Origin of the sequence: Massilia sp. UMI-21 (assembly GCA_015277795.1) — a bacterium.
GTDB lineage: Bacteria > Pseudomonadota > Gammaproteobacteria > Burkholderiales > Burkholderiaceae_D > Telluria.
In genome coordinates this window covers 3852556-3871089 of sequence record CP063848.1, presented here as the reverse complement: position 1 = coordinate 3871089, position 18534 = coordinate 3852556, and the positions used below count along the sequence as shown (strand labels likewise).

General features: G+C 64.9%; 17 protein-coding genes. 12 read left to right on the top strand and 5 right to left on the bottom strand.

All coding sequences use genetic code 11. The features are described 5' to 3' along the window. Positions 1-183 precede the first annotated feature (183 nt). Positions 184-2910: a PAS domain S-box protein gene (locus IM543_17010; protein QOY93254.1), complete on the top strand. Its 2727-nt coding sequence runs from the start codon at positions 184-186 to the stop codon at positions 2908-2910. On the opposite strand, the gene IM543_17005 is transcribed toward IM543_17010, so the two are convergent. From IM543_17005 to IM543_16990, 4 genes are read right to left on the bottom strand one after another with little or no spacing between them, the layout of a single operon-like run. After that, complete coding sequence (locus tag IM543_17005; protein QOY93253.1) at positions 2885-3427, bottom strand: RDD family protein; 543 nt, start codon at positions 3425-3427, stop codon at positions 2885-2887. The genes IM543_17010 and IM543_17005 overlap by 26 nt on opposite strands. Then, a complete protein-coding gene (locus IM543_17000) occupies positions 3414-4205 on the bottom strand; it encodes a DUF3106 domain-containing protein (protein ID QOY93252.1) in 792 nt (263 codons plus the stop codon). The genes IM543_17005 and IM543_17000 overlap by 14 nt, the downstream gene beginning before the upstream one ends. Beyond that, entirely contained in the window at positions 4202-4600 is a 399-nt protein-coding gene (locus IM543_16995) for a DUF3619 family protein (protein ID QOY93251.1), read from the bottom strand. Before IM543_16995 ends, IM543_17000 begins: the two co-directional genes overlap by 4 nt. Next, positions 4597-5166 carry an RNA polymerase sigma factor gene (locus IM543_16990; protein ID QOY93250.1) on the bottom strand — a complete coding sequence of 190 codons (570 nt, stop codon included), beginning with the start codon at positions 5164-5166 and terminating at the stop codon, positions 4597-4599. Before IM543_16990 ends, IM543_16995 begins: the two co-directional genes overlap by 4 nt. Before the next feature lie 545 nt (positions 5167-5711). On the opposite strand from IM543_16990, the gene IM543_16985 reads away from it, so the two are divergent. The 7 genes from IM543_16985 to IM543_16955 all read left to right on the top strand — a co-directional run bounded on the left by IM543_16985 (position 5712) and on the right by IM543_16955 (position 13576). Continuing rightward, on the top strand, positions 5712-7451 hold the full coding sequence (locus IM543_16985) for an acetolactate synthase 3 catalytic subunit (protein ID QOY93249.1): 1740 nt from the start codon (positions 5712-5714) through the stop codon (positions 7449-7451). Further along, entirely contained in the window at positions 7451-7942 is a 492-nt protein-coding gene (ilvN, locus tag IM543_16980) for an acetolactate synthase small subunit (protein QOY93248.1), read from the top strand. Before IM543_16985 ends, ilvN begins: the two co-directional genes overlap by 1 nt. Positions 7943-8038: 96 nt before the next feature. Then, complete coding sequence (gene ilvC, locus IM543_16975; GenBank protein ID QOY93247.1) at positions 8039-9055, top strand: ketol-acid reductoisomerase; 1017 nt, start codon at positions 8039-8041, stop codon at positions 9053-9055. Positions 9056-9308: 253 nt separating this feature from the next. Continuing rightward, the gene (locus IM543_16970) at positions 9309-10085 is read left to right on the top strand and encodes an SIMPL domain-containing protein (GenBank protein QOY93246.1); all 777 of its coding nucleotides are present in this window, start codon (positions 9309-9311) and stop codon (positions 10083-10085) included. Between the two features lie 70 nt (positions 10086-10155). Continuing rightward, complete coding sequence (pssA, locus tag IM543_16965) at positions 10156-11025, top strand: CDP-diacylglycerol--serine O-phosphatidyltransferase (GenBank protein QOY93245.1); 870 nt, start codon at positions 10156-10158, stop codon at positions 11023-11025. A gap of 68 nt (positions 11026-11093) precedes the next feature. Then, positions 11094-12641, top strand: coding sequence for a 2-isopropylmalate synthase (locus IM543_16960; protein QOY96727.1), 1548 nt, complete (start codon positions 11094-11096; stop codon positions 12639-12641). A gap of 50 nt (positions 12642-12691) precedes the next feature. Further along, positions 12692-13576 carry an alpha/beta hydrolase gene (locus IM543_16955; protein QOY93244.1) on the top strand — a complete coding sequence of 295 codons (885 nt, stop codon included), beginning with the start codon at positions 12692-12694 and terminating at the stop codon, positions 13574-13576. 45 nt (positions 13577-13621) lie between these two features. Here IM543_16955 and bamE read toward each other — a convergent pair whose 3' ends face one another. Beyond that, positions 13622-14122, bottom strand: a complete 501-nt coding sequence (gene bamE, locus IM543_16950; protein ID QOY93243.1) for an outer membrane protein assembly factor BamE — start codon at positions 14120-14122, stop codon at positions 13622-13624. A 175-nt stretch (positions 14123-14297) separates the two neighbouring features. On the opposite strand from bamE, the gene rpsO reads away from it, so the two are divergent. From rpsO to IM543_16930, 4 genes are all read left to right on the top strand, one after another. Then, the gene (rpsO, locus tag IM543_16945; GenBank protein ID QOY93242.1) at positions 14298-14567 is read left to right on the top strand and encodes a 30S ribosomal protein S15; all 270 of its coding nucleotides are present in this window, start codon (positions 14298-14300) and stop codon (positions 14565-14567) included. A 171-nt stretch (positions 14568-14738) separates the two neighbouring features. Then, the gene (gene pnp, locus IM543_16940) at positions 14739-16841 is read left to right on the top strand and encodes a polyribonucleotide nucleotidyltransferase (GenBank protein ID QOY93241.1); all 2103 of its coding nucleotides are present in this window, start codon (positions 14739-14741) and stop codon (positions 16839-16841) included. A 152-nt stretch (positions 16842-16993) separates the two neighbouring features. Continuing rightward, on the top strand, positions 16994-17374 hold the full coding sequence (locus IM543_16935; GenBank protein ID QOY93240.1) for a hypothetical protein: 381 nt from the start codon (positions 16994-16996) through the stop codon (positions 17372-17374). A 297-nt stretch (positions 17375-17671) separates the two neighbouring features. Next, a complete protein-coding gene (locus IM543_16930; protein ID QOY93239.1) occupies positions 17672-18532 on the top strand; it encodes an STAS domain-containing protein in 861 nt (286 codons plus the stop codon). Positions 18533-18534: the final 2 nt, after the last annotated feature.

Here is an 18534-nt window from a genome sequence, read left to right as displayed (position 1 = left end):
ACATCCCTCGCACCCGGCAACACCGACCGTTCAAAGAGAAGTCGAGTTGCTGATTATGCTATGGTACGACTCTAACCATTGAGTGTGCCATGCCTGTCGACTTCATCCCTGCCGCTGTCTCGGACAGCGGTGCTACCCGCGTCATCCATTTTCGATCCGAGCAGTACGTCCAGCGAGCGCCCCATGCCGACCGGGCGTGAGGTATCGGCGTCCAGCGCGCACGAGCTCGGGCTGCTCTTCGCCATCAAGGCCGGGCGGCTTGGCACCTGGAGCCTTGACCTCGCGACAGGCGAACTGACGACGTCGGAGATCTGCCGGCTCAACTTCGGGCGCGATCCGGACGCAGCGTTCAGCTATGCCGAACTGCGCGAGGCCATCCATCCCGACGACAAGGCGCGCATGGCCGAAGCCGTCGAGCGCAGCATCGCCACCGGAGCGGATTACGACATCGAGTATCGGGTCGTGACGCCGGCGGGAGAGGTGCGCTGGCTTGCCATCCGTGGACAGGCCGTGCATGGGGCCGATGGCAGGCCGTCCGGCATGGCCGGCGTGTCCATCGACATTACCGACAGGCGGCGTACCGAAGACAAGCTGCGGGAGAGCGAGTCGCGCTACCGCACCCTGTTCGATTCCATCGACGAGGGTTTCTGTATCGTCGAATTCATCGACGGGCCGCATGGCCCACTGTCCGATTACGTGCACATCGAAGCAAACCAGGCGTATATGCGCCATGCCGGCATTCCGAACATCATCGGCAAGACAGGCCGGGGAGAGCTGGCGCAGGGCGAGGCGGATGCCTGGGTGGCGATCTTCCGCAGGGTGCTCGAAACGGGCGAGCCGGTGCGCTTCGAGCGCGAGCTCGAGGCGACCGACCGGTACCTGGAAGTGGCCTGCTCGCGCGTCGAGCCGGCTGCCAGGCGCCAGGTGGCGATCCTGTTCCAGGATGTCAGCGCGCGCAAGCTGGCCGAGCGAAGGCTGCGCGAGCTGAACGAAACGCTCGAGAGCCAGGTCGCCGAGCGTACCGCCGAACGCGACCGCATGTGGGACACCTCGCCCGCCCTGTTGCTCGTCATCGACTTCGAAGGCTATTTTCGACGGGTGAATCCGGCCTGGACGACGCTGCTGGGCTACACATCCGACGAGCTCGTGGGCCGGCACGTCAACAGCTTCGTCGTGCCGGAAGATCACGCGGCGACGATCGACGCGTACGAGAGCGCCGGATCCGGCGGGCGGCCGATGATCGAGAACCGCTACCGGCACAAGGACGGCTCGATCCGCTGGATCTCCTGGGCTGCCGCGCCCGCGGGCGACATGACCTACGCCACCGGTCGCGATATCACGGCCGAAAAGGAACGCGAAGCGGAACGGGCCAGGCGCAACGCCGAGCGTGAACGGCACTGGAACCTGTCGCAGGATATGCTCGCGTTGGCCAATTACGATGGGAAAATGTCGGCTGTCAGTCCGGCCTGGACGCACATCCTCGGCTGGAGCGAGGCCGAGCTGCTCACGCGTCCCTATGCCAGTTTCATGCACCCGGACGACATGCCGGGCACGCTGGAGGCGATCACGCATATGGCCGAGAAACACCAGCCGGCACGCTTCGAGAACCGCATCGCCACCCGCGAGGGGGGCTGGAAGCATATCGAGTGGACGCTCACCCCGGAACTCGACGGCCGGAACTTCGTCGCGGTCGGACGCGACCTCAGTCTCAACAAGGCAAGCGAGGCCGAGCTCAAGCAGGCCCAGGATGCCTTGCGCCAGTCGCAGAAAATGGAAGCGGTGGGCCAGCTCACTGGTGGCCTGGCGCACGATTTCAACAACCTGCTGGCCTCCATCAGTGGCGCGATGCAGGTGATGAAGCTGAAACTGCAGCGTGGGCAATATATCGGTCTGGAGCGCTATATCGAGCTGGGCGAATCTTCCGTGCGCCGCGCCGCGTCGCTGACGCAGCGGCTCCTGGCTTTTTCGCGTCGACAGACGCTCGATCCGAAGCCCACCGACCTCAACCGTCTCATCAGCGGCATGGCCGAGCTGGTCCGCCATTCGGTCGGCCCGATGGTCGAACTCGAGGTCATCGAGGCGCCCGGGCTCGGACTGACGAAAATCGACCCGTCCCAGCTCGAGAATGCCGTGCTCAACCTGTGCATCAATGCGCGCGATGCGATGATGCCCGGAGGCGGAAGACTGACGCTGATGACGGCCAACGAGTCGATCGACGGGCTTGCGGCAAAAGAAAACGGGATACGACCCGGGGAGTACATCTCCTTGTGCGTGGTCGACACCGGAGCGGGCATGCCGCCGGAGGTGATTGCACGCATCTTCGATCCATTCTTCACAACGAAGCCCCTGGGCGAAGGCACGGGCCTGGGCCTGTCCATGGTGTACGGTTTCTTGCGCCAATCGGATGGCCACGTGTCCGTGCACTCGGAGGTGGGCGCGGGCACCACCATGCGCCTGTACCTGCCCCGCTACGTGGGCGTCGTGCAGGAAGAGGCGCCCGCCCTGGCCCGGCCGATCGCGTCGGGCCAGGGCGAAACGGTGCTCCTCATCGAAGACGAACTTGCGCTGCGCGACATCGTCGAAGAGATCCTGCGCGATGCGGGGTATCGTGTGTTCACCGCGCAGGACGGCCCCAGTGGCTTGCAACTGCTGAACTCGGATATGCGCGTGGATCTGCTGGTCACGGACGTCGGCCTGCCCGGCGGCCTGAACGGCCGCCAGGTGGCGGATGCCGCACGGGTGCAGCGTCCCGGCCTGAATGTGCTGTTCATTACCGGGTACGCGGACACCGCGGCCGTCGGGAACGGCCGGCTCGACCCGGGCATGGAGGTGATGACGAAGCCCTTCGAAATCGGCGCATTCGCCAACAAGGTCCGCACGATGATCAGGGCGAGGGACCCGGGCGGATAGGCGCCGCTTTCGGCAGTGCGACCAGGCGCGTGCCGGCCAGGCGGTCGTGCAGGAATTGGCGGTCCTTGTCGAGCAGCGCGGTCATTGCCCACGCGACGATCCCGACGGCCAGCGCCATGCCGATCTGCGCCTTGCCGTGCAGGCCGAATGCCCAGCACACCAGCAGGGCAGGGGCAAACCAGCCCCAGGCCAGCAGGAAGCGCAGCGCCGCCGTGCGGATGGGCAGCTTGTGGTAGCCGAGCCTGACCACCTTGATGCGCCAGGTTTTCATGGCCAGCGTATGGCCGCTGTCGATCCAGCACCACATGAAGTAGGCGGCGGTCACCAGCAGCAGCCAGAGCTTCATGCCGTCCCGGGCCAGCGGATGCTGGCTGTTCAGGGTTGCCAGCATGTAGACGGCGATCGCCAGCATCTCGACGGCGAACAGCAGCAGGGCTTCGTACAGCATGACGGTGACGCGGCGCAGGATGGTCGGGGTGACGACGGCGGCCGGCTTGCTTGGCTCAGTGGCTGGCATGACTGGCATTATTACTGACGTTGCTGGCATTGTTTGTGGCCTGGGAGGCGGGTGGCGGCAGGCTGGTTGCCGCGCCCGCGCCCGCGCCAGGGGGCGGCGCGGCGGCGGGCGTCGAGGTGATCGTGGCCGGAATGGTCGCCGCGCCGGGCGCAAGGGCAGGCGCGCCCGGCGCCGGCATGATGCACGAGGTGCCGCGGCGGGTCGCACCCGGCGGACAACTGGTCGGCGTGGCGATGACCGGCGAATGGGGCAGGGAAGGCGCGCCCTGCGGCTTGGCGCCGGCGCGCGCCAGCCGGCGCTTTTCTTCCTCGGACAGCTGCTGGTAGCTTTCCCAGGTGGCGCTCTTCTGGCCCGGGGCCAGCTTGCGGGTCTTGTTGAAATTCTCGCGCGCCAGATTGCGCTCGGCCGGGGTCAGGCGCATCCATTGGCGCATGCGCTCGTGCACGCGTGCCTGCTCGGCCGGACTCATCGAGGCGAAACGGGCCGACAGTTCGAGCCAGCGGCGCTTGCGTATGCCGTCGAAGCCGTCCCACTCGGGCTTGAGCGGCGCGAGGGCGGCCTGCTGGCTGCGCGAGAGTTCGCGCCAGAGCGGCTTGTCGAGGGTCTTGGCGGACGGCTTGGCGCCGGCTGCGGTGGTCGGGGAGCTGCCTGCGCCGCGCGCGGCCGGTGCGGTGGATTCGGACCGGTTGTAGACCGCCCAGGTCGCGGCCCCGGCAATCAAGACCGCTGCCGCGGTCATGACAACGGCGATGCGGGGCTTCGGCGCGGTGTTCGTCATTGCTGGCGCTGTTGCGACTCCACGTAGGCGTTGAACCCGTCGTCGAGGTAGGCGGTGAGCGGCAGCTCGTCGGCCAGCACGGCGGCGTCGATCTCGGCCATGGCAGCCAGCCGCTGCTGCTGCTCGTACTGGTAGACGCCGCCCATGCCGATCACCAGCGCCAGCATCGGCGCCGCCACCGCGATGCGCGCCAGTGCCGGACCGCTGAACCAGGTCTTCACGTCGAACAGGGGCTTCCTGTGCGGCCCGGCCGGCGCCGCGTCGGGCTTCTTGCGCGACATGGCAAGCGCGCGCGCCGCGGCCAGCCGCTCGGTGGTCGAAACCGGCAGCGCCTCGAGGTTCTCGTTCAGGGCATGGCGTACCTTGTACGCCAGGTTGATGTCGTCGGTGTTCATAGCTTGATTCCCTTGGCCTTGAGCGCCTCGGCGAGGGCGTGGGTTGCACGCGAACAGTGCGTCTTGACGCTTCCTTCGGAACAACCCATCGCTTCGGCCGTCTCGGCCACGTCCATGTCCTGCCAGTAACGCATGAGGAAGGCTTCCCGTTGACGCGCTGGGAGCTTTTCTACTTCTTGTTCGATCAGGCGCAAGGTTTGCGCGCGCTCATACTGGTCGGCGCTCGACTCGGCGGCGGCCGTTCCTGCCTCCGCTTCATACGAAGAAAGTATATCAAATTCCTCATCGTCGGCATCCTGCCGGCTGAAGCCGGAGAACAGGCTGACCCAGGTATTGCGGACCTTTTCGCGACGGAAGTAATCGAGGATCGTGGTTTGCAGGATGCGCTGGAACAGCATCGGCAGCTCGGCCGCCGGCTTGTCGCCGTATTTCTCGGCCAGCTTGATCATCGCGTCCTGCACGATGTCGAGCGCCGATTCGTCCTTGCGCACCGCATATACCGCCTGCTTGAACGCACGCCGTTCGACATTCTCGAGGAAGTCGTTGAGTTCTTTGTCTGTGGCCATGCGTGCTTGGAAAGGGCGTCTGGTGCGAATGCCGTGAGGAAAACTATCGAATCCTAGCAAAAAACCCCAAACACTGCATCGAAATCGCACAGTGACCGCCCGCGGCAGCGGCGGCGGCGCACCCCTGCCGGGGCGGCCGCAGCCCATTGTTCGTGCGCCGCAGCGCACCGCCGCGGGGCCTGGATTATTTTTTTCTTTATACCTTGACCAAAATGGTGCAACGCAGTAATGTGTTTCAATGCTTTGCACCCCCGAAGCTCTCCGGTCACCCGGTTAAGGCCCACACGCCATTCCCGGATTGACGCGCTTTCATTTGTAGGCAGTTTGCTCCGACCCGCGCCACAAGCGCGAGAGATGCGTATAAACGCTACAGACACTCAAGCCGAACGAGTTGCGCCCAGCGCCCGTGCGTAAGGACCCTACGGCGTCCTGAACCACCGGCGTGCACGCAGAGAGAAGGGAAGCATGAGCGCTGTCGCGCATTTCGCATTTCGTTAGGAACGGGCATCCGATCAAACTCCCATTGGGTCTTGAAAGGAATGTACATGAGTAACGAAATATCGACGTCGATCACCGGCGCCGAAATCCTGGTGCGTTGTCTCGCGGAAGAGGGCGTCAAGCACGTCTTCGGTTATCCCGGCGGGGCAGTCCTCTACATCTACGACGCCATCTTCAAGCAGGACAAGTTCCAGCACGTCCTGGTGCGCCACGAACAGGCCGCGGTCCATGCCGCAGACGCCTATTCGCGCAGTTCCAACACCGTCGGCGTCGCCCTCGTGACCTCCGGCCCGGGCGTGACCAATGCCGTCACCGGCCTGTCCACGGCCTACATGGATTCGATCCCGATGGTGGTCATCTCCGGCCAGGTGCCGAGCCATGCGATCGGCCAGGATGCCTTCCAGGAGTGCGACACGGTCGGCATCACCCGCCCGGTGGTCAAGCACAACTTCCTGGTCAAGGATGTCCGCGAGCTCGCTTCCACCATCAAGAAGGCCTTCTTCATCGCCCGCACCGGCCGTCCCGGCCCGGTGCTGGTCGATATCCCGAAGGACATCAGCATGCACAAGTGTGCGTACGACTACCCTCGCGAGATCGAGATGCGTTCGTACAAGCCGGTGGACAAGGGCCACGCCGGCCAGATCCGCAAGGCCGTGCAGCTCCTGCAGGGCGCCGAGCGCCCGATGATCTACGCCGGCGGCGGCGTCATCCTGGCCAATGCCTCGAACGAACTCAACCGCCTGGTCGACAAGACCGGCTTCCCGGTGACGAACACGCTGATGGGCCTGGGCGCCTCGCGCGCCTCCAGCCCGCATTTCGTGGGCATGCCCGGCATGCACGGCACCTACGAAGCGAACATGGCGATGCAGCACTGCGACGTCCTGATCGCCATCGGCGCGCGCTTCGACGACCGCGTGATCGGCAATCCCAAGCACTTCGCCTCCCACCCGCGCAAGATCATCCACATCGACATCGACCCCTCGTCGATCTCGAAGCGCGTGAAGGTCGACATCCCGATCGTCGGCAACGTCAAGGACGTGCTGGTCGAGCTGTTGTCGCAGCTCGAGGCCAGCGCCGCCCAAGCCGTGGCCCGGCCGAATGCGAACGCGCTGCAGGCCTGGTGGAAGCAGATCGCCGAATGGCGCGGCAAGGACTGCCTGGCCTATGCGTCCTCCAGCGAGCTGATCAAGCCGCAGTCGGTCATCGAACAGCTCTACCAGGTGACCAAGGGCGACGCCTTCATCACCTCGGACGTGGGCCAGCACCAGATGTGGGCCGCGCAGTATTACGGCTTCGACAAGCCGCGCCGCTGGATCAACTCGGGCGGCCTGGGCACCATGGGCGTCGGCCTGCCGTACGCGATGGGCGTGCAGATGGCGAATCCCGATGCGACGGTTGCCTGCGTCACCGGCGAGGGCTCGATCCAGATGTGCATCCAGGAGCTGGCCACCTGCAAGCAGTACCACCTGAGCCCGAAGATCATCCTGCTCAACAACCGCTTCCTGGGCATGGTCCGCCAGTGGCAGCAGATCGACTACGGTTCGCGCTATTCCGAATCCTATATGGATTCCCTGCCGGACTTCGAGAAGCTGGCCGAGGCCTACGGCCACGTGGGCATGCGCATCGAGAAGCCGTCCGACGTCGAGGGCTCGCTGGTTGAAGCCTTCGCCATGAAGGACCGCCTGGTGTTCATGAATTTCATCACCGACCAGAGCGAGAACGTCTGGCCGATGGTCAAGGCCGGCAAGGGCCTGAATGAAATGCTGCTCGGCTCGGAGGACCTGTAATGCGACACATCATTTCCGTCCTCATCGAGAACGAAGCCGGCGCGCTGTCGCGCGTGGTCGGGCTGTTCTCGGCACGCGGCTACAACATCGAGACGCTCACCGTGGCGCCGACCGAAGACGCGACCCTGTCGCGCATGACGATCGTCACCAGCGGCTCGGACGACATCATCGAGCAGATCACCAAGCACCTGAACCGCCTGATCGAAGTGGTGAAGGTGGTCGACCTGACCGAAGGGCAGCACATCGAGCGCGAGCTCATGCTCATCAAGGTGCGGGCGGTCGGCAAGGAGCGCGAAGAGATGAAGCGCACCGCCGACATCTTCCGCGGGCGCATCATCGACGTGACCGAGAAGACCTACACGATCGAACTGACCGGCGCCAAGAGCAAGCTGGATGCCTTCATCGACGCCATCGACCGCGCTTCCATTCTCGAGACCGTCCGTACCGGCGGTTCCGGCATCGGCCGCGGCGAACGCATCCTCAAGGTTTGATACGGCCACATACGCTTTTCCGTAGGGTGGTCGGCTGCGCCGACCACGCGTTCAACTGACGCCTGCCTACCCACATAAAAATTTAAAGGAATGATCATGAAAGTTTTCTACGACAAAGACTGCGACCTCTCCCTCATCAAAGGCAAGAACGTCGCCATCATCGGCTACGGTTCGCAGGGCCACGCCCACGCACAGAGCCTGAGCGAATCCGGCGTCAAGGTCACCGTCGGCCTGCGCCGCGGCGGCGCATCCTGGAGCAAGGTCGAAGCGGCCGGCCTGCAGGTGGCCGAGGTCGACGAGGCGGTGAAGAACGCCGACGTCATCATGATCCTGCTGCCGGACGAGAACATCGCCGACGTCTACAAGAACAACGTCGAGCCGAACGCCAAGCAGGGCGCCGCGCTGGCCTTCGCCCACGGCTTCAACGTCCACTACGGCCAGGTGGTGCCGCGCGCCGACCTCGACGTGATCATGATCGCACCGAAGGCGCCGGGCCACACCGTGCGCGGCACCTACCGCCAGGGCGGCGGCGTGCCGCACCTGGTCGCGGTCTACCAGGACACCTCGGGCGCGGCGCGCGACATCGCGCTGTCCTATGCCATGGCCAACGGCGGCGGCCGCGCCGGCATCATCGAGACCAATTTCCGCGAAGAGACCGAGACCGACCTGTTCGGCGAGCAGGCGGTGCTGTGCGGCGGGGCGGTCGAACTGATCAAGGCCGGCTTCGAGACCCTGACCGAAGCGGGCTACGCGCCGGAGATGGCCTACTTCGAGTGCCTGCACGAACTGAAGCTGATCGTCGACCTGATCTACGAAGGCGGCATCGCCAACATGAACTACTCGATCTCGAACAACGCCGAATACGGTGAGTACGTGACCGGCCCGAAGGTCGTTACCTCGGCCACCAAGGATGCGATGCGCCAGTGCCTGAAGGACATCCAGACCGGCGAGTACGCCAAGAGCTTCATCCTCGAGAACAAGGCCGGCGCCCCGACCCTGATCTCGCGCCGCCGCCTGACCGCCGAGCACCCGATCGAGGAAGTCGGCGCCAAGCTGCGCGCGATGATGCCGTGGATCGCGAAGAACAAGCTGGTCGATCAGTCGAAGAACTGATTGTCGTAGGGTGGACGGCTTCGCCGTCCGCGCGTTCAACTCCCGCTCGATACGACACCCCGTGGCTTGCATCGGGACGTCGGACGCGCGGTCGGCAGAGCCAGCTACGCGCCCCGGCCCACCCTACAATTCGAGACAGGTGTTTCTCCAAAGACTCAGTTGCAAGAATCCATTACAAAGTTATGAAGGAAGTTGCGGCTTGGGTATCGTATAAGTGAGGCGGACATCCGTCGATACTTTATGGAGAACAATAATGAAACTGAGCAAAACGCTTGCCGCCGCCGCCCTGGTGCTGGCCTTCCAGGTCCATGCCCATGCCCAGCCTGTGGCGACGCCGTCCACCGCCGGCACGCTGGTCGTGGTGCCGGCCTTCGGCGAAGTCAAGCATGCCAACGACCAGGCGACCGTCACCTTTGCCGTCGAGGAGCATGACAAGGACAAGAATGCCGCTGCGGCACGCGTCAACCGCAAGATGAAGGAGGGGACCGAGATCGTGCGCCGCGCCGATCCGAAGGCCGAGCTGAAAACCATGGGCTACTACACCTATCCGGTGTACCCCGAGGTGCCGCCGATGCCGCAGCCCAGCGTGCGCACGCCGGCCAAGCCGGTGCCGGTCGCCTGGCGCGTCGGCCAGTACCTGGAGGTGAAGACCACCAGCCTGGATACGCTGCCCAAGACCGCCGCCGCAGCCCAGAAAGTTCTGCAGATCAACAGCGTGAACTTCGGACTGAGCCCGGAACTGGAAAAGCGCCTGGACGACCAGCGCATTGCCGCGACCTATCGCAACCTGAACGAGCGTATCGCCTCGATCGCGAGCGCAATGGGACGCAAGCCGCTCGACGCCGTGCTGGACACGGTCGACTTCGAGGGCTCGGGCAATTACGCAGGTGATGCACAGGGCGCCGCGGCGCCGATGATGATGCGCGCGAACGCGAAGCGTGAAATGAGCGACGCGATGCCGGAGCCGAGCTTCGAGCCGGGAGAAACCACGCTCCAGATGCGTCTGGTAGGAAAAGTGCGGTTCAAGTAAGTGTTCATTCGCTAACAAGTGCTTCCCGCCTCTATAATGCGGGAACAGCAATACTTGAATACGGATCACTATGCCCACCTTTCCACGACGCAGGACCCCTGGAACAGCGCCCAAGGCGCCACGTTTTTCCCGCCTGAAAAAACGCTTCGGGCGGCGGGCGGAAGACCGGCGCCAGGGCGAGCGCGGGCGCGGCATCTACCTGCTGCCGAACGCGTTCACGACCGGCGCCTTGTTCTGCGGCTTCTACGCGATCGTCATGGCGATGAACCAGCGCTTCGAGCATGCGTGCTGGGCGGTGTTCATCGCGATGGTGCTCGACGGGCTGGACGGGCGGATCGCGCGCCTGACCAATACCCAGTCGGAGTTCGGCGCCCAGTACGACTCGTTGTCGGACATGGTGTCGTTCGGCGCCGCGCCGGCGCTGGTGATCTATGAATGGTCGCTGCGCGGCCTGGGCAAGCTGGGCTGGATCGCGGCCTTCATCTATTGCGCGGGCGCCGCGCTGCGCCTGGCGCGCTTCAACACCAACATCGAGGTGGTGGACAAGCGCTTCTTCCAGGGCTTGCCGAGCCCGGCGGCGGCGGCCCTGGTGGTCGGCTTCATCATGATGATGACCGATCCGGACATCAACGTCAGGGCGCGCCAGGTGGATTGGGTGAGCTGGGGCCTGGCGGTGTTCGCCGGCCTGACGATGGTGTCGAACGTACCGTTTTACAGCTTCAAGGACGTGAACTTCCGCAAGTCGGTGCCGTTCATCGTGGTGTTCCTGATTGCCCTGGCGCTCGCGCTGCTGGCGATCGATCCGCCCAAGGTCCTGTGGCCGATTTTTGTGATTTACGGCTTGTCGGGGTATGCCGTGTTCGCCTGGCGCGCTGCCAAGGGCAAGCCGGTGAGCATCATCCCGCGCGACGACGAGCCGGACGACAGCGTGCGCCGCTAGCGCGGACCTTCGGGTCGGGCTGGGCGCCCGCTAATATTGATTAGCATAGGGAGCCTGCAATGCCTGACCTGAGTGACACCTCGCGCCTGATTATTTTCGACACCACCCTGCGCGACGGCGAGCAATCGCCCGGCGCGTCCATGACCCGCGACGAGAAGGTGCGCATCGCGCGCCAGCTCGAGCGCCTGCGGGTGGATGTCATCGAAGCCGGTTTCGCCGCGGCCTCGCCCGGCGACTTCGAGGCGATTCGCGCGATCGCGGCAGCGGTGCGCGACTCCACCATCTGCTCCCTGTCGCGCGCCAACGAGCGCGACATCGCGCGCGCCGCCGAGGCGCTCGAACCCGCCGCGCGCAAGCGCATCCACACCTTCATCGCGACCTCGCCGCTGCACATGCAGATGAAGCTGCGCATGCAGCCCGAGCAGGTGCTGGAACAGGCCAGGCTGGCGATCCGCCATGCGCGCCAGCATACCGACGACATCGAGTTCTCGCCCGAGGACGGCAGCCGCTCGGACGAGGAATTCCTGTGCAGGGTGCTGGAAGCCGTGATCCTTGAGGGTGCGACCACCATCAACTTCCCCGACACGGTGGGTTACGCCGTGCCCGAGCAGTTCGGCGAGCGCATCCGCCGCCTGCGCGAACGCGTGCCGAATTCCGACAAGGCGATCTGGTCGGTGCACTGCCACAACGACCTGGGACTGGCGGTGGCCAACTCGCTGGCCGGCGTGGCGATTGGCGGCGCGCGCCAGATCGAGTGCACCATCAACGGCCTGGGCGAGCGGGCGGGGAATACCTCGCTGGAAGAAGTGGTGATGGCGCTGCGCACCCGCCACGACTACTACCAGCTGGCGGTCGGCATCGACACCACCCAGATCGTCCCGGCCTCCAAAATGGTCTCGCAGATCACCGGCTTCGCGGTGCAACCGAACAAGGCCGTGGTCGGCGCCAACGCCTTTGCCCACGCCTCGGGCATCCACCAGGACGGCATCCTGAAGGCGCGCGAGACCTACGAGATCATGCGCGCCGAAGACGTGGGCTGGACCGCGAACAAGATCGTGCTGGGCAAGCTGTCGGGACGTAACGCCTTTAAATCGCGCCTGCAGGAACTGGGCATCGAACTGGCGTCGGAAGCCGAGGTGAACGCCGCCTTTGCGCGCTTCAAGGACCTGGCCGACCGCAAGGCCGAGATCTTCGACGAGGACATCATGGCGCTGGCTTCTAGCGCGGACCACGCGCAGGAGGGCGAGCTGTACCGCCTGGTGTCGCTGGCGCAGCGCTCCGAGACCGGTGCGCTGCCGCACGCGCGCGTCGTGTTCGCGGTGGACGGCAAGGAAGTGTCGGCCGAGTCCTCGGGCGACGGTCCCGTGGACGCGGTGGTCAGCGCGATCGAAAGCGTGGTGAAAAGCGGGGCCGAACAGGTGCTGTTTTCGATCAATGCGATCAGCAATGGCCCGCAATCGCAGGGCGAGGTGACCATCCGCCTGGCGCACGCGGGCCGCATCGTCAATGGCGTTGGCGCCGATCCGGACATCATCGTGGCCTCGGCCAAGGCATACCTGTCGGGCCTGAACAAGCTGCACGCGAAGGTGGAGCGCGTCAACCCGCAAGGCATCTGAGGGCATCGTGGGGTGCGCCCGCGTCCGGATGGGGTCGCTATACTCGGCCCATGATCCGACCTGCCATCGTCCTGTCCGTCGCCGCCATCGTGCTGCTGGCGGGTGCGCTCTCCGCCTGTTCACCCCTCACCGTCGTCAATGCGGTGTCGCCCGACGGGGCGGCCAGGACGACGGCGTCGCTGCCGTATGCGCCCGGCGAGCGGCACATGCTCGACGTCTACCAGCCGCCGGCCGGCACGAGCGCGGCCCCGGTGATCGTGTTCTTCTACGGCGGCAACTGGGTGAGCGGCGAGCGCGCCGATTACGCCTTCGTCGGACAAGCCCTGGCTGCGCGCGGCTTCGTGGTGGTGATTCCCGACTACCGCCTGTATCCACAGGTGCGCTATCCGGACTTCCTCGACGACAGCGCGGGGGCGGTGGCCTGGACCCGGCGCGAGATCGCCCGCTACGGCGGCGACCCGGCGCGCATCTTCGTCATGGGCCATAGTGCCGGCGCCTACAATGCGGCCATGCTCGCCCTCGACCCGCGCTGGCTCGCGAAGCAGGGCGCCGCGCCGCAGGCGCTGCGCGGCTGGATCGGCCTGGCGGGGCCCTACAACTTCCTGCCGATCCAGAATCCGACCACGCGCCCGGTCTTCCACTATCCGGATACACCCCCGGACTCGCAGCCGATCGGCCACGTCGACGCCGCCGCGCCGCCGGCGCTCCTGATCGCGGCGCAGTCGGATGCGACCGTCAACCCCGCGCGCAATACCGGCGCGATGGCTGCGCGCCTGCGGGCGGCCCAGGTGCCGGTGCGCGAGGTCTACTACGATGGGGTGGGGCACGCCAGCCTGGTGGCGACGCTGTCCACGACGCTGCGCGGCCTGGCGCCGACGCTCGACGCGGTCGAGGCCTTCGTGCGCAGCGACGGCGGGCGGCAGCCCCGGGGCTAGGCGCCCCGGTGCCAGCCCCGGTGCCAGCCCCGGTGCCAGCCCCGTTCACCAGGCCGTCCTGTCGCGCGGCTCGTACATCGGATCCGGCCCGTTCAGCATCTGGCGCACGATTCCCTGCCGGTCGAAGTGCACGTGCATGAGCGAGTTCCAGACCCCCGCCTCCTTGTAGCGGTACGACCATACCTCGTAGTCCCGCATCGCCACGTGCGACTTCTCGGCCGGGCGGCCGAGCGTGCGCAGTACGTCCTCCCTGGTGGCCGCGTCCACCTGGATGGTTGCGAACTTTTCCCCGGTCAGCACCTGCTCGTAGGAGACCAGGCGCCCGTCGGGACCGATGCGCGCCATCCAGGTGAATTGGCCCATCGGTCCGGTCGCATATTCGAAGATGCGGTCGTTGCCGGCGCCGTAGATGGCGGTGGGGGCGCCCATCTTCTGCTGCACGATGTCTTCGGAATCGCCGATGTCGGGCGCCTGGCGCAGTAGTCCGGCACAGCCGCCGAGCAGCAGGAGCGCCGCGAATGTTGTAAATCCGATCAGTTTTCTCATTATTCAGCCCTCCAGGCGCCGCAAAACCTCCATGATCCACCTTTTGGCCAATGCAAACAGTGGCCGCACATCCGGTTTTCCCCTATACTGGCGGGTCTGTCCGTTTTGGGCAGGTAATTCATCAATCACGGTGCGCTGGGTTTCGACTCATGCACCGCATGTGAAAGGTAACATCATGACCGTAGAAAACATCAACAAAGCCGCGATCATCGCGGACAACGCACGTGGCCAGAACGATACCGGTTCGCCGGAAGTCCAGGTCGCACTGCTGACCGCACGCATCAACGAGCTGAACGGCCACTTCAAGGCACACCAGAAAGATCACCACTCGCGTCGTGGCCTGATCATGATGGTCAACCGCCGCAAGAGCCTGCTGGCTTACCTGAAGAGCAAGGACGCAACCCGTTACCGCGACCTGATCGCCAAGCTCGGCCTGCGTAAGTAATCGTTGGTCAAGACGATTTCGTCACGAAATGCCTGCGCCAGATAGCTGTCGCGGGCATTTTTTGTTTTCGTCATTCGTTGTTGTTGAGTGAATAGCGGTTCTGACGAACCGCTCGTGGTGAGGTGAACGACAGCTCCTGAAAATCTGTCGGCAAATAGAAAGGGATTACCCATGTTTAATAAAGTTACGAAAACCTTCCAGTACGGTCAACACACGGTCACCCTGGAGACGGGTGAAATCGCGCGCCAGGCAAGCGGCGCCGTCGTCGTGTCGGTCGAAGACACCGTCATCCTGGCCACCGTGGTCGCCAGGAAAGACGCCAAGCCGGGCCAGGATTTCTTCCCGCTGACCGTCGACTACATGGAGAAAACCTACGCAGCCGGCAAGATCCCGGGCGGCTTCTTCAAGCGCGAAGGCCGTCCTTCGGAGAAAGAGACCCTGACCTCGCGCCTGATCGACCGTCCGATCCGTCCGCTGTTCCCGGAAGGCTACCTGAACGAAGTCCAGGTCATCATCCACGTCCTGTCGGTCAATCCTGAGATCGACCCGGACATCCCGGCCATGATCGGCGCCTCGGCTGCGCTGTGCATCGCCGGCATCCCGTTCAACGGCCCGATCGGCGCAGCGCGCGTCGGCTACGCGAACGGCCAGTACATCCTGAACCCGACCACCACCGAGCTGAAGACCTCGCAGATGGACCTGGTCGTGGCGGGCACCGAAACCGCCGTGCTGATGGTGGAATCGGAAGCGCAGCAACTGTCGGAAGAAATCATGCTGGGCGCGGTCGTCTTCGGCCACGAGCAGATGCGCGCCGTGATCGACGCGATCCACGACCTGGTGGCCGAAGGCGGCAAGCCGGAAGTCGAGTGGAAACCGGCCCCGAAGAACGAAGAGCTGATCGCCCGCGTGGGCGAGCTGGCCGGCGCCGCCGTGCGCGACGCTTACCAGACTCGCGAAAAATCGGCGCGCCAGCAGAAGCTGAAGTCGATCTCCGGCGAAGTCATGAACGCCCTGGCAGCGCAAGGCGTGGAAGCCGATGCGGCCGAAGTCGGCAACATCCTGTTCGACATGGAAGCCAAGGTCGTGCGTACCCAGATCCTGGACGGCGAGCCGCGTATCGACGGCCGCGACACCCGCACCGTGCGTCCGATCGCGATCCGCACCAGCGTGCTGCCGCGTACCCACGGTTCGGCCCTGTTCACCCGCGGCGAAACCCAGGCACTCGTGGTCGCCACCCTCGGCACCGCGCGCGACAGCCAGAAGATCGACGCGCTGATGGGCGAGTACACCGACGACTTCATGATGCACTACAACATGCCTCCGTTCGCCACCGGCGAAACCGGCCGCGTGGGCACCCCGAAGCGCCGCGAAGTCGGCCACGGCCGCCTGGCCAAGCGCGCGCTGGTCGCCGCGCTGCCGTCGTCGGACGAATTCAGCTACTCGGTGCGCCTGGTCTCGGAAATCACCGAGTCGAACGGTTCCTCGTCGATGGCCTCGGTCTGCGGCGGCTGCCTGGCGCTGATGGACGCCGGCGTGCCGATGAAGGCGCACGTCGCCGGCATCGCCATGGGCCTGATCAAGGAAGGCGGCAAGTTCGCGGTCCTGACCGACATCCTGGGTGACGAAGACCACCTGGGCGACATGGACTTCAAGGTCGCCGGTACCCCGGCAGGCATCACCGCGCTGCAGATGGACATCAAGATCCAGGGCATCACCAAGGAAATCATGCAGGTGGCGCTGGCGCAAGCCAAGGAAGCCCGCCAGCACATCCTGGGCGAGATGCAGAAGGCCGTGCCGAGCGTGAAGACCGAGCTGTCGGACTTCGCACCGCGCCTGATCACCATCCGCATCAACCCGGAAAAGATCCGTGACGTGATCGGCAAGGGCGGCGCCGTGATCCGCGCGCTGACCGAAGAGACCGGCACCCAGATCGACATCACCGACGAAGGCGTGGTCACCATCGCGTCGGTCGACGCCGCCGCCGGCCAGGAAGCCAAGCGCCGCATCGAAGAGCTGACCGCCTCGGTCGAAGTGGGCAAGACCTACGACGGCACCGTGCTCAAGCTGCTGGACTTCGGCGCGATCGTGCAGGTCATGCCGGGCAAGGATGGCCTGCTGCACATCTCGCAGATCGCCAACGAGCGCGTCAACGCCGTGGCCGACTACCTGAAGGAAGGCCAACAAGTGCGCGTGAAGGTCCTCGAGACCGACGAGCGCGGCCGCCTGAAGCTGTCGATGAAGGCTGCCGATCCGGTGGAAGCTGCGGCGCAGTAATCCTCACGGCCTCCGGCCAATAAAAAACCGCCAGTGCGTGAGCCTGGCGGTTTTTTTATGGGCAACGCACTCGGGTTTGAGGCGCCACAACAAGCCAGCAAAGCATGATCCGAGAATCCTAAGCTGACGTCCTTTCTTTCTGAGGGCAAAGCATGCGTTTCATCATCTCCATCATCTCCGTCATCTGCCTGTCCCTGTGCCTGCATGCCTGCGGCGGCAACACCTCGGTCGCCCTGTATTTCGAATGGGGCGCGTGCGACTTCGACCGCGACCGCTGGGCGCTGGCGGACCGGGTCGGACGCGGCTGCATGATGTCGTCCTTCCTGGATCGTCACCCGCCGCACGGGATGTCGGTCGTCGAACTGAAACTGTGGCTGGGTGAGCCCAGCCTGTATGCCGACTTCGAGGACCCGGCCTACCTGGTCGCGCAGGCGGCGAGCAGCGGCACTGCGGTCCGGGAGCAGTTGCTGGTGTTCAAGATCGACCGGATCACCGGCCGGGTGGTCGAGGTGGCGCTGCGCGCACCGCGCTGAGCCGCCGACCTTCGTTCGCGCTGCCGGGCGCCGGCATCATCGCCGAGCCGGCAAGGCAGGGTCCACGCGCTGCCTCGCACTGGTCCACATTTCGCCCTTGTCAAGAATCGTCGCGCTAGTCATGGCTGTCCGGCCGTCCCGTTCGGCACAGGGTGGAACCGAGCGCACACGGTAAAGGTGTGTCCTAACCGTAATGAAATAAGTGTTATAGTTGTTTATTTCCGTAATGATGGGATGGCACGCCTCGATCCGCGTGCGCCCGACGATATAACTCATCCAAAACCAGGGAACGAACAGATGACCACAAAGGATTACGCAAACCGTATCAGCCAACTGATCCAGGACCAGCAGGGCGTGATCGGCGCCGAGTGGCTGGCCCAGCTCGAATCGCTGCTCGTGCGCAGCAATGCGGCCTCGAAAGAGCAACTGCGTAATCACACCCGGCAATTCCTGAACGCCTTCGCCGTCGCCACCCGTGGCGGCGAGCTGGACAACATGGAGCACCGTTCCTGGGACGAGGTGCGCGACCTGCTGGCCGAGATCTCGTCGAGCCGCGCCAAGTCGGGTTCGACTCCGGCCGAGACCGCCACTTTCGTGTTCTCGCTGAAGCAGCCGCTGTTTGCCTGCCTGCGCCAGGGCTTCGAAGGCGAGGCCGAAGCCATCGCCTCGGCCTCCTGGACCATCAGTGCCCTGCTCGACAAGCTGGGCCTGTACACCATCGAGGTGTTCCAGAAGACCAAGGACCAGATCATCGTGCGCCAGCAGCAGGAACTGCTGGAGCTGTCGACCCCGGTCGTCAAGCTGTGGAACGGCATCCTGGCGCTGCCCCTGATCGGCACCCTGGATTCGGCCCGCACCCAGGTGGTGATGGAAAACATCCTGCAGAAGATCGTCGACACCGGCGCGATCATCGCCATCATCGACATCACCGGCGTGCCGACCGTCGACACCCTGGTCGCCCAGCACCTGATGAAGACCATCGCCGCCGCCCGCCTGATGGGCGCGGACTGCATCATCAGCGGCATCCGTCCGCAGATCGCCCAGACCATCGTCCACCTCGGAGTGAACCTGGAAGACGTGGTGACCAAGGCGACCCTGGCCGACGCCTTCCTGGTCGCGCTCGAGCGCACCGGCACTTCGGTCATCTCCAAGGCATAAAG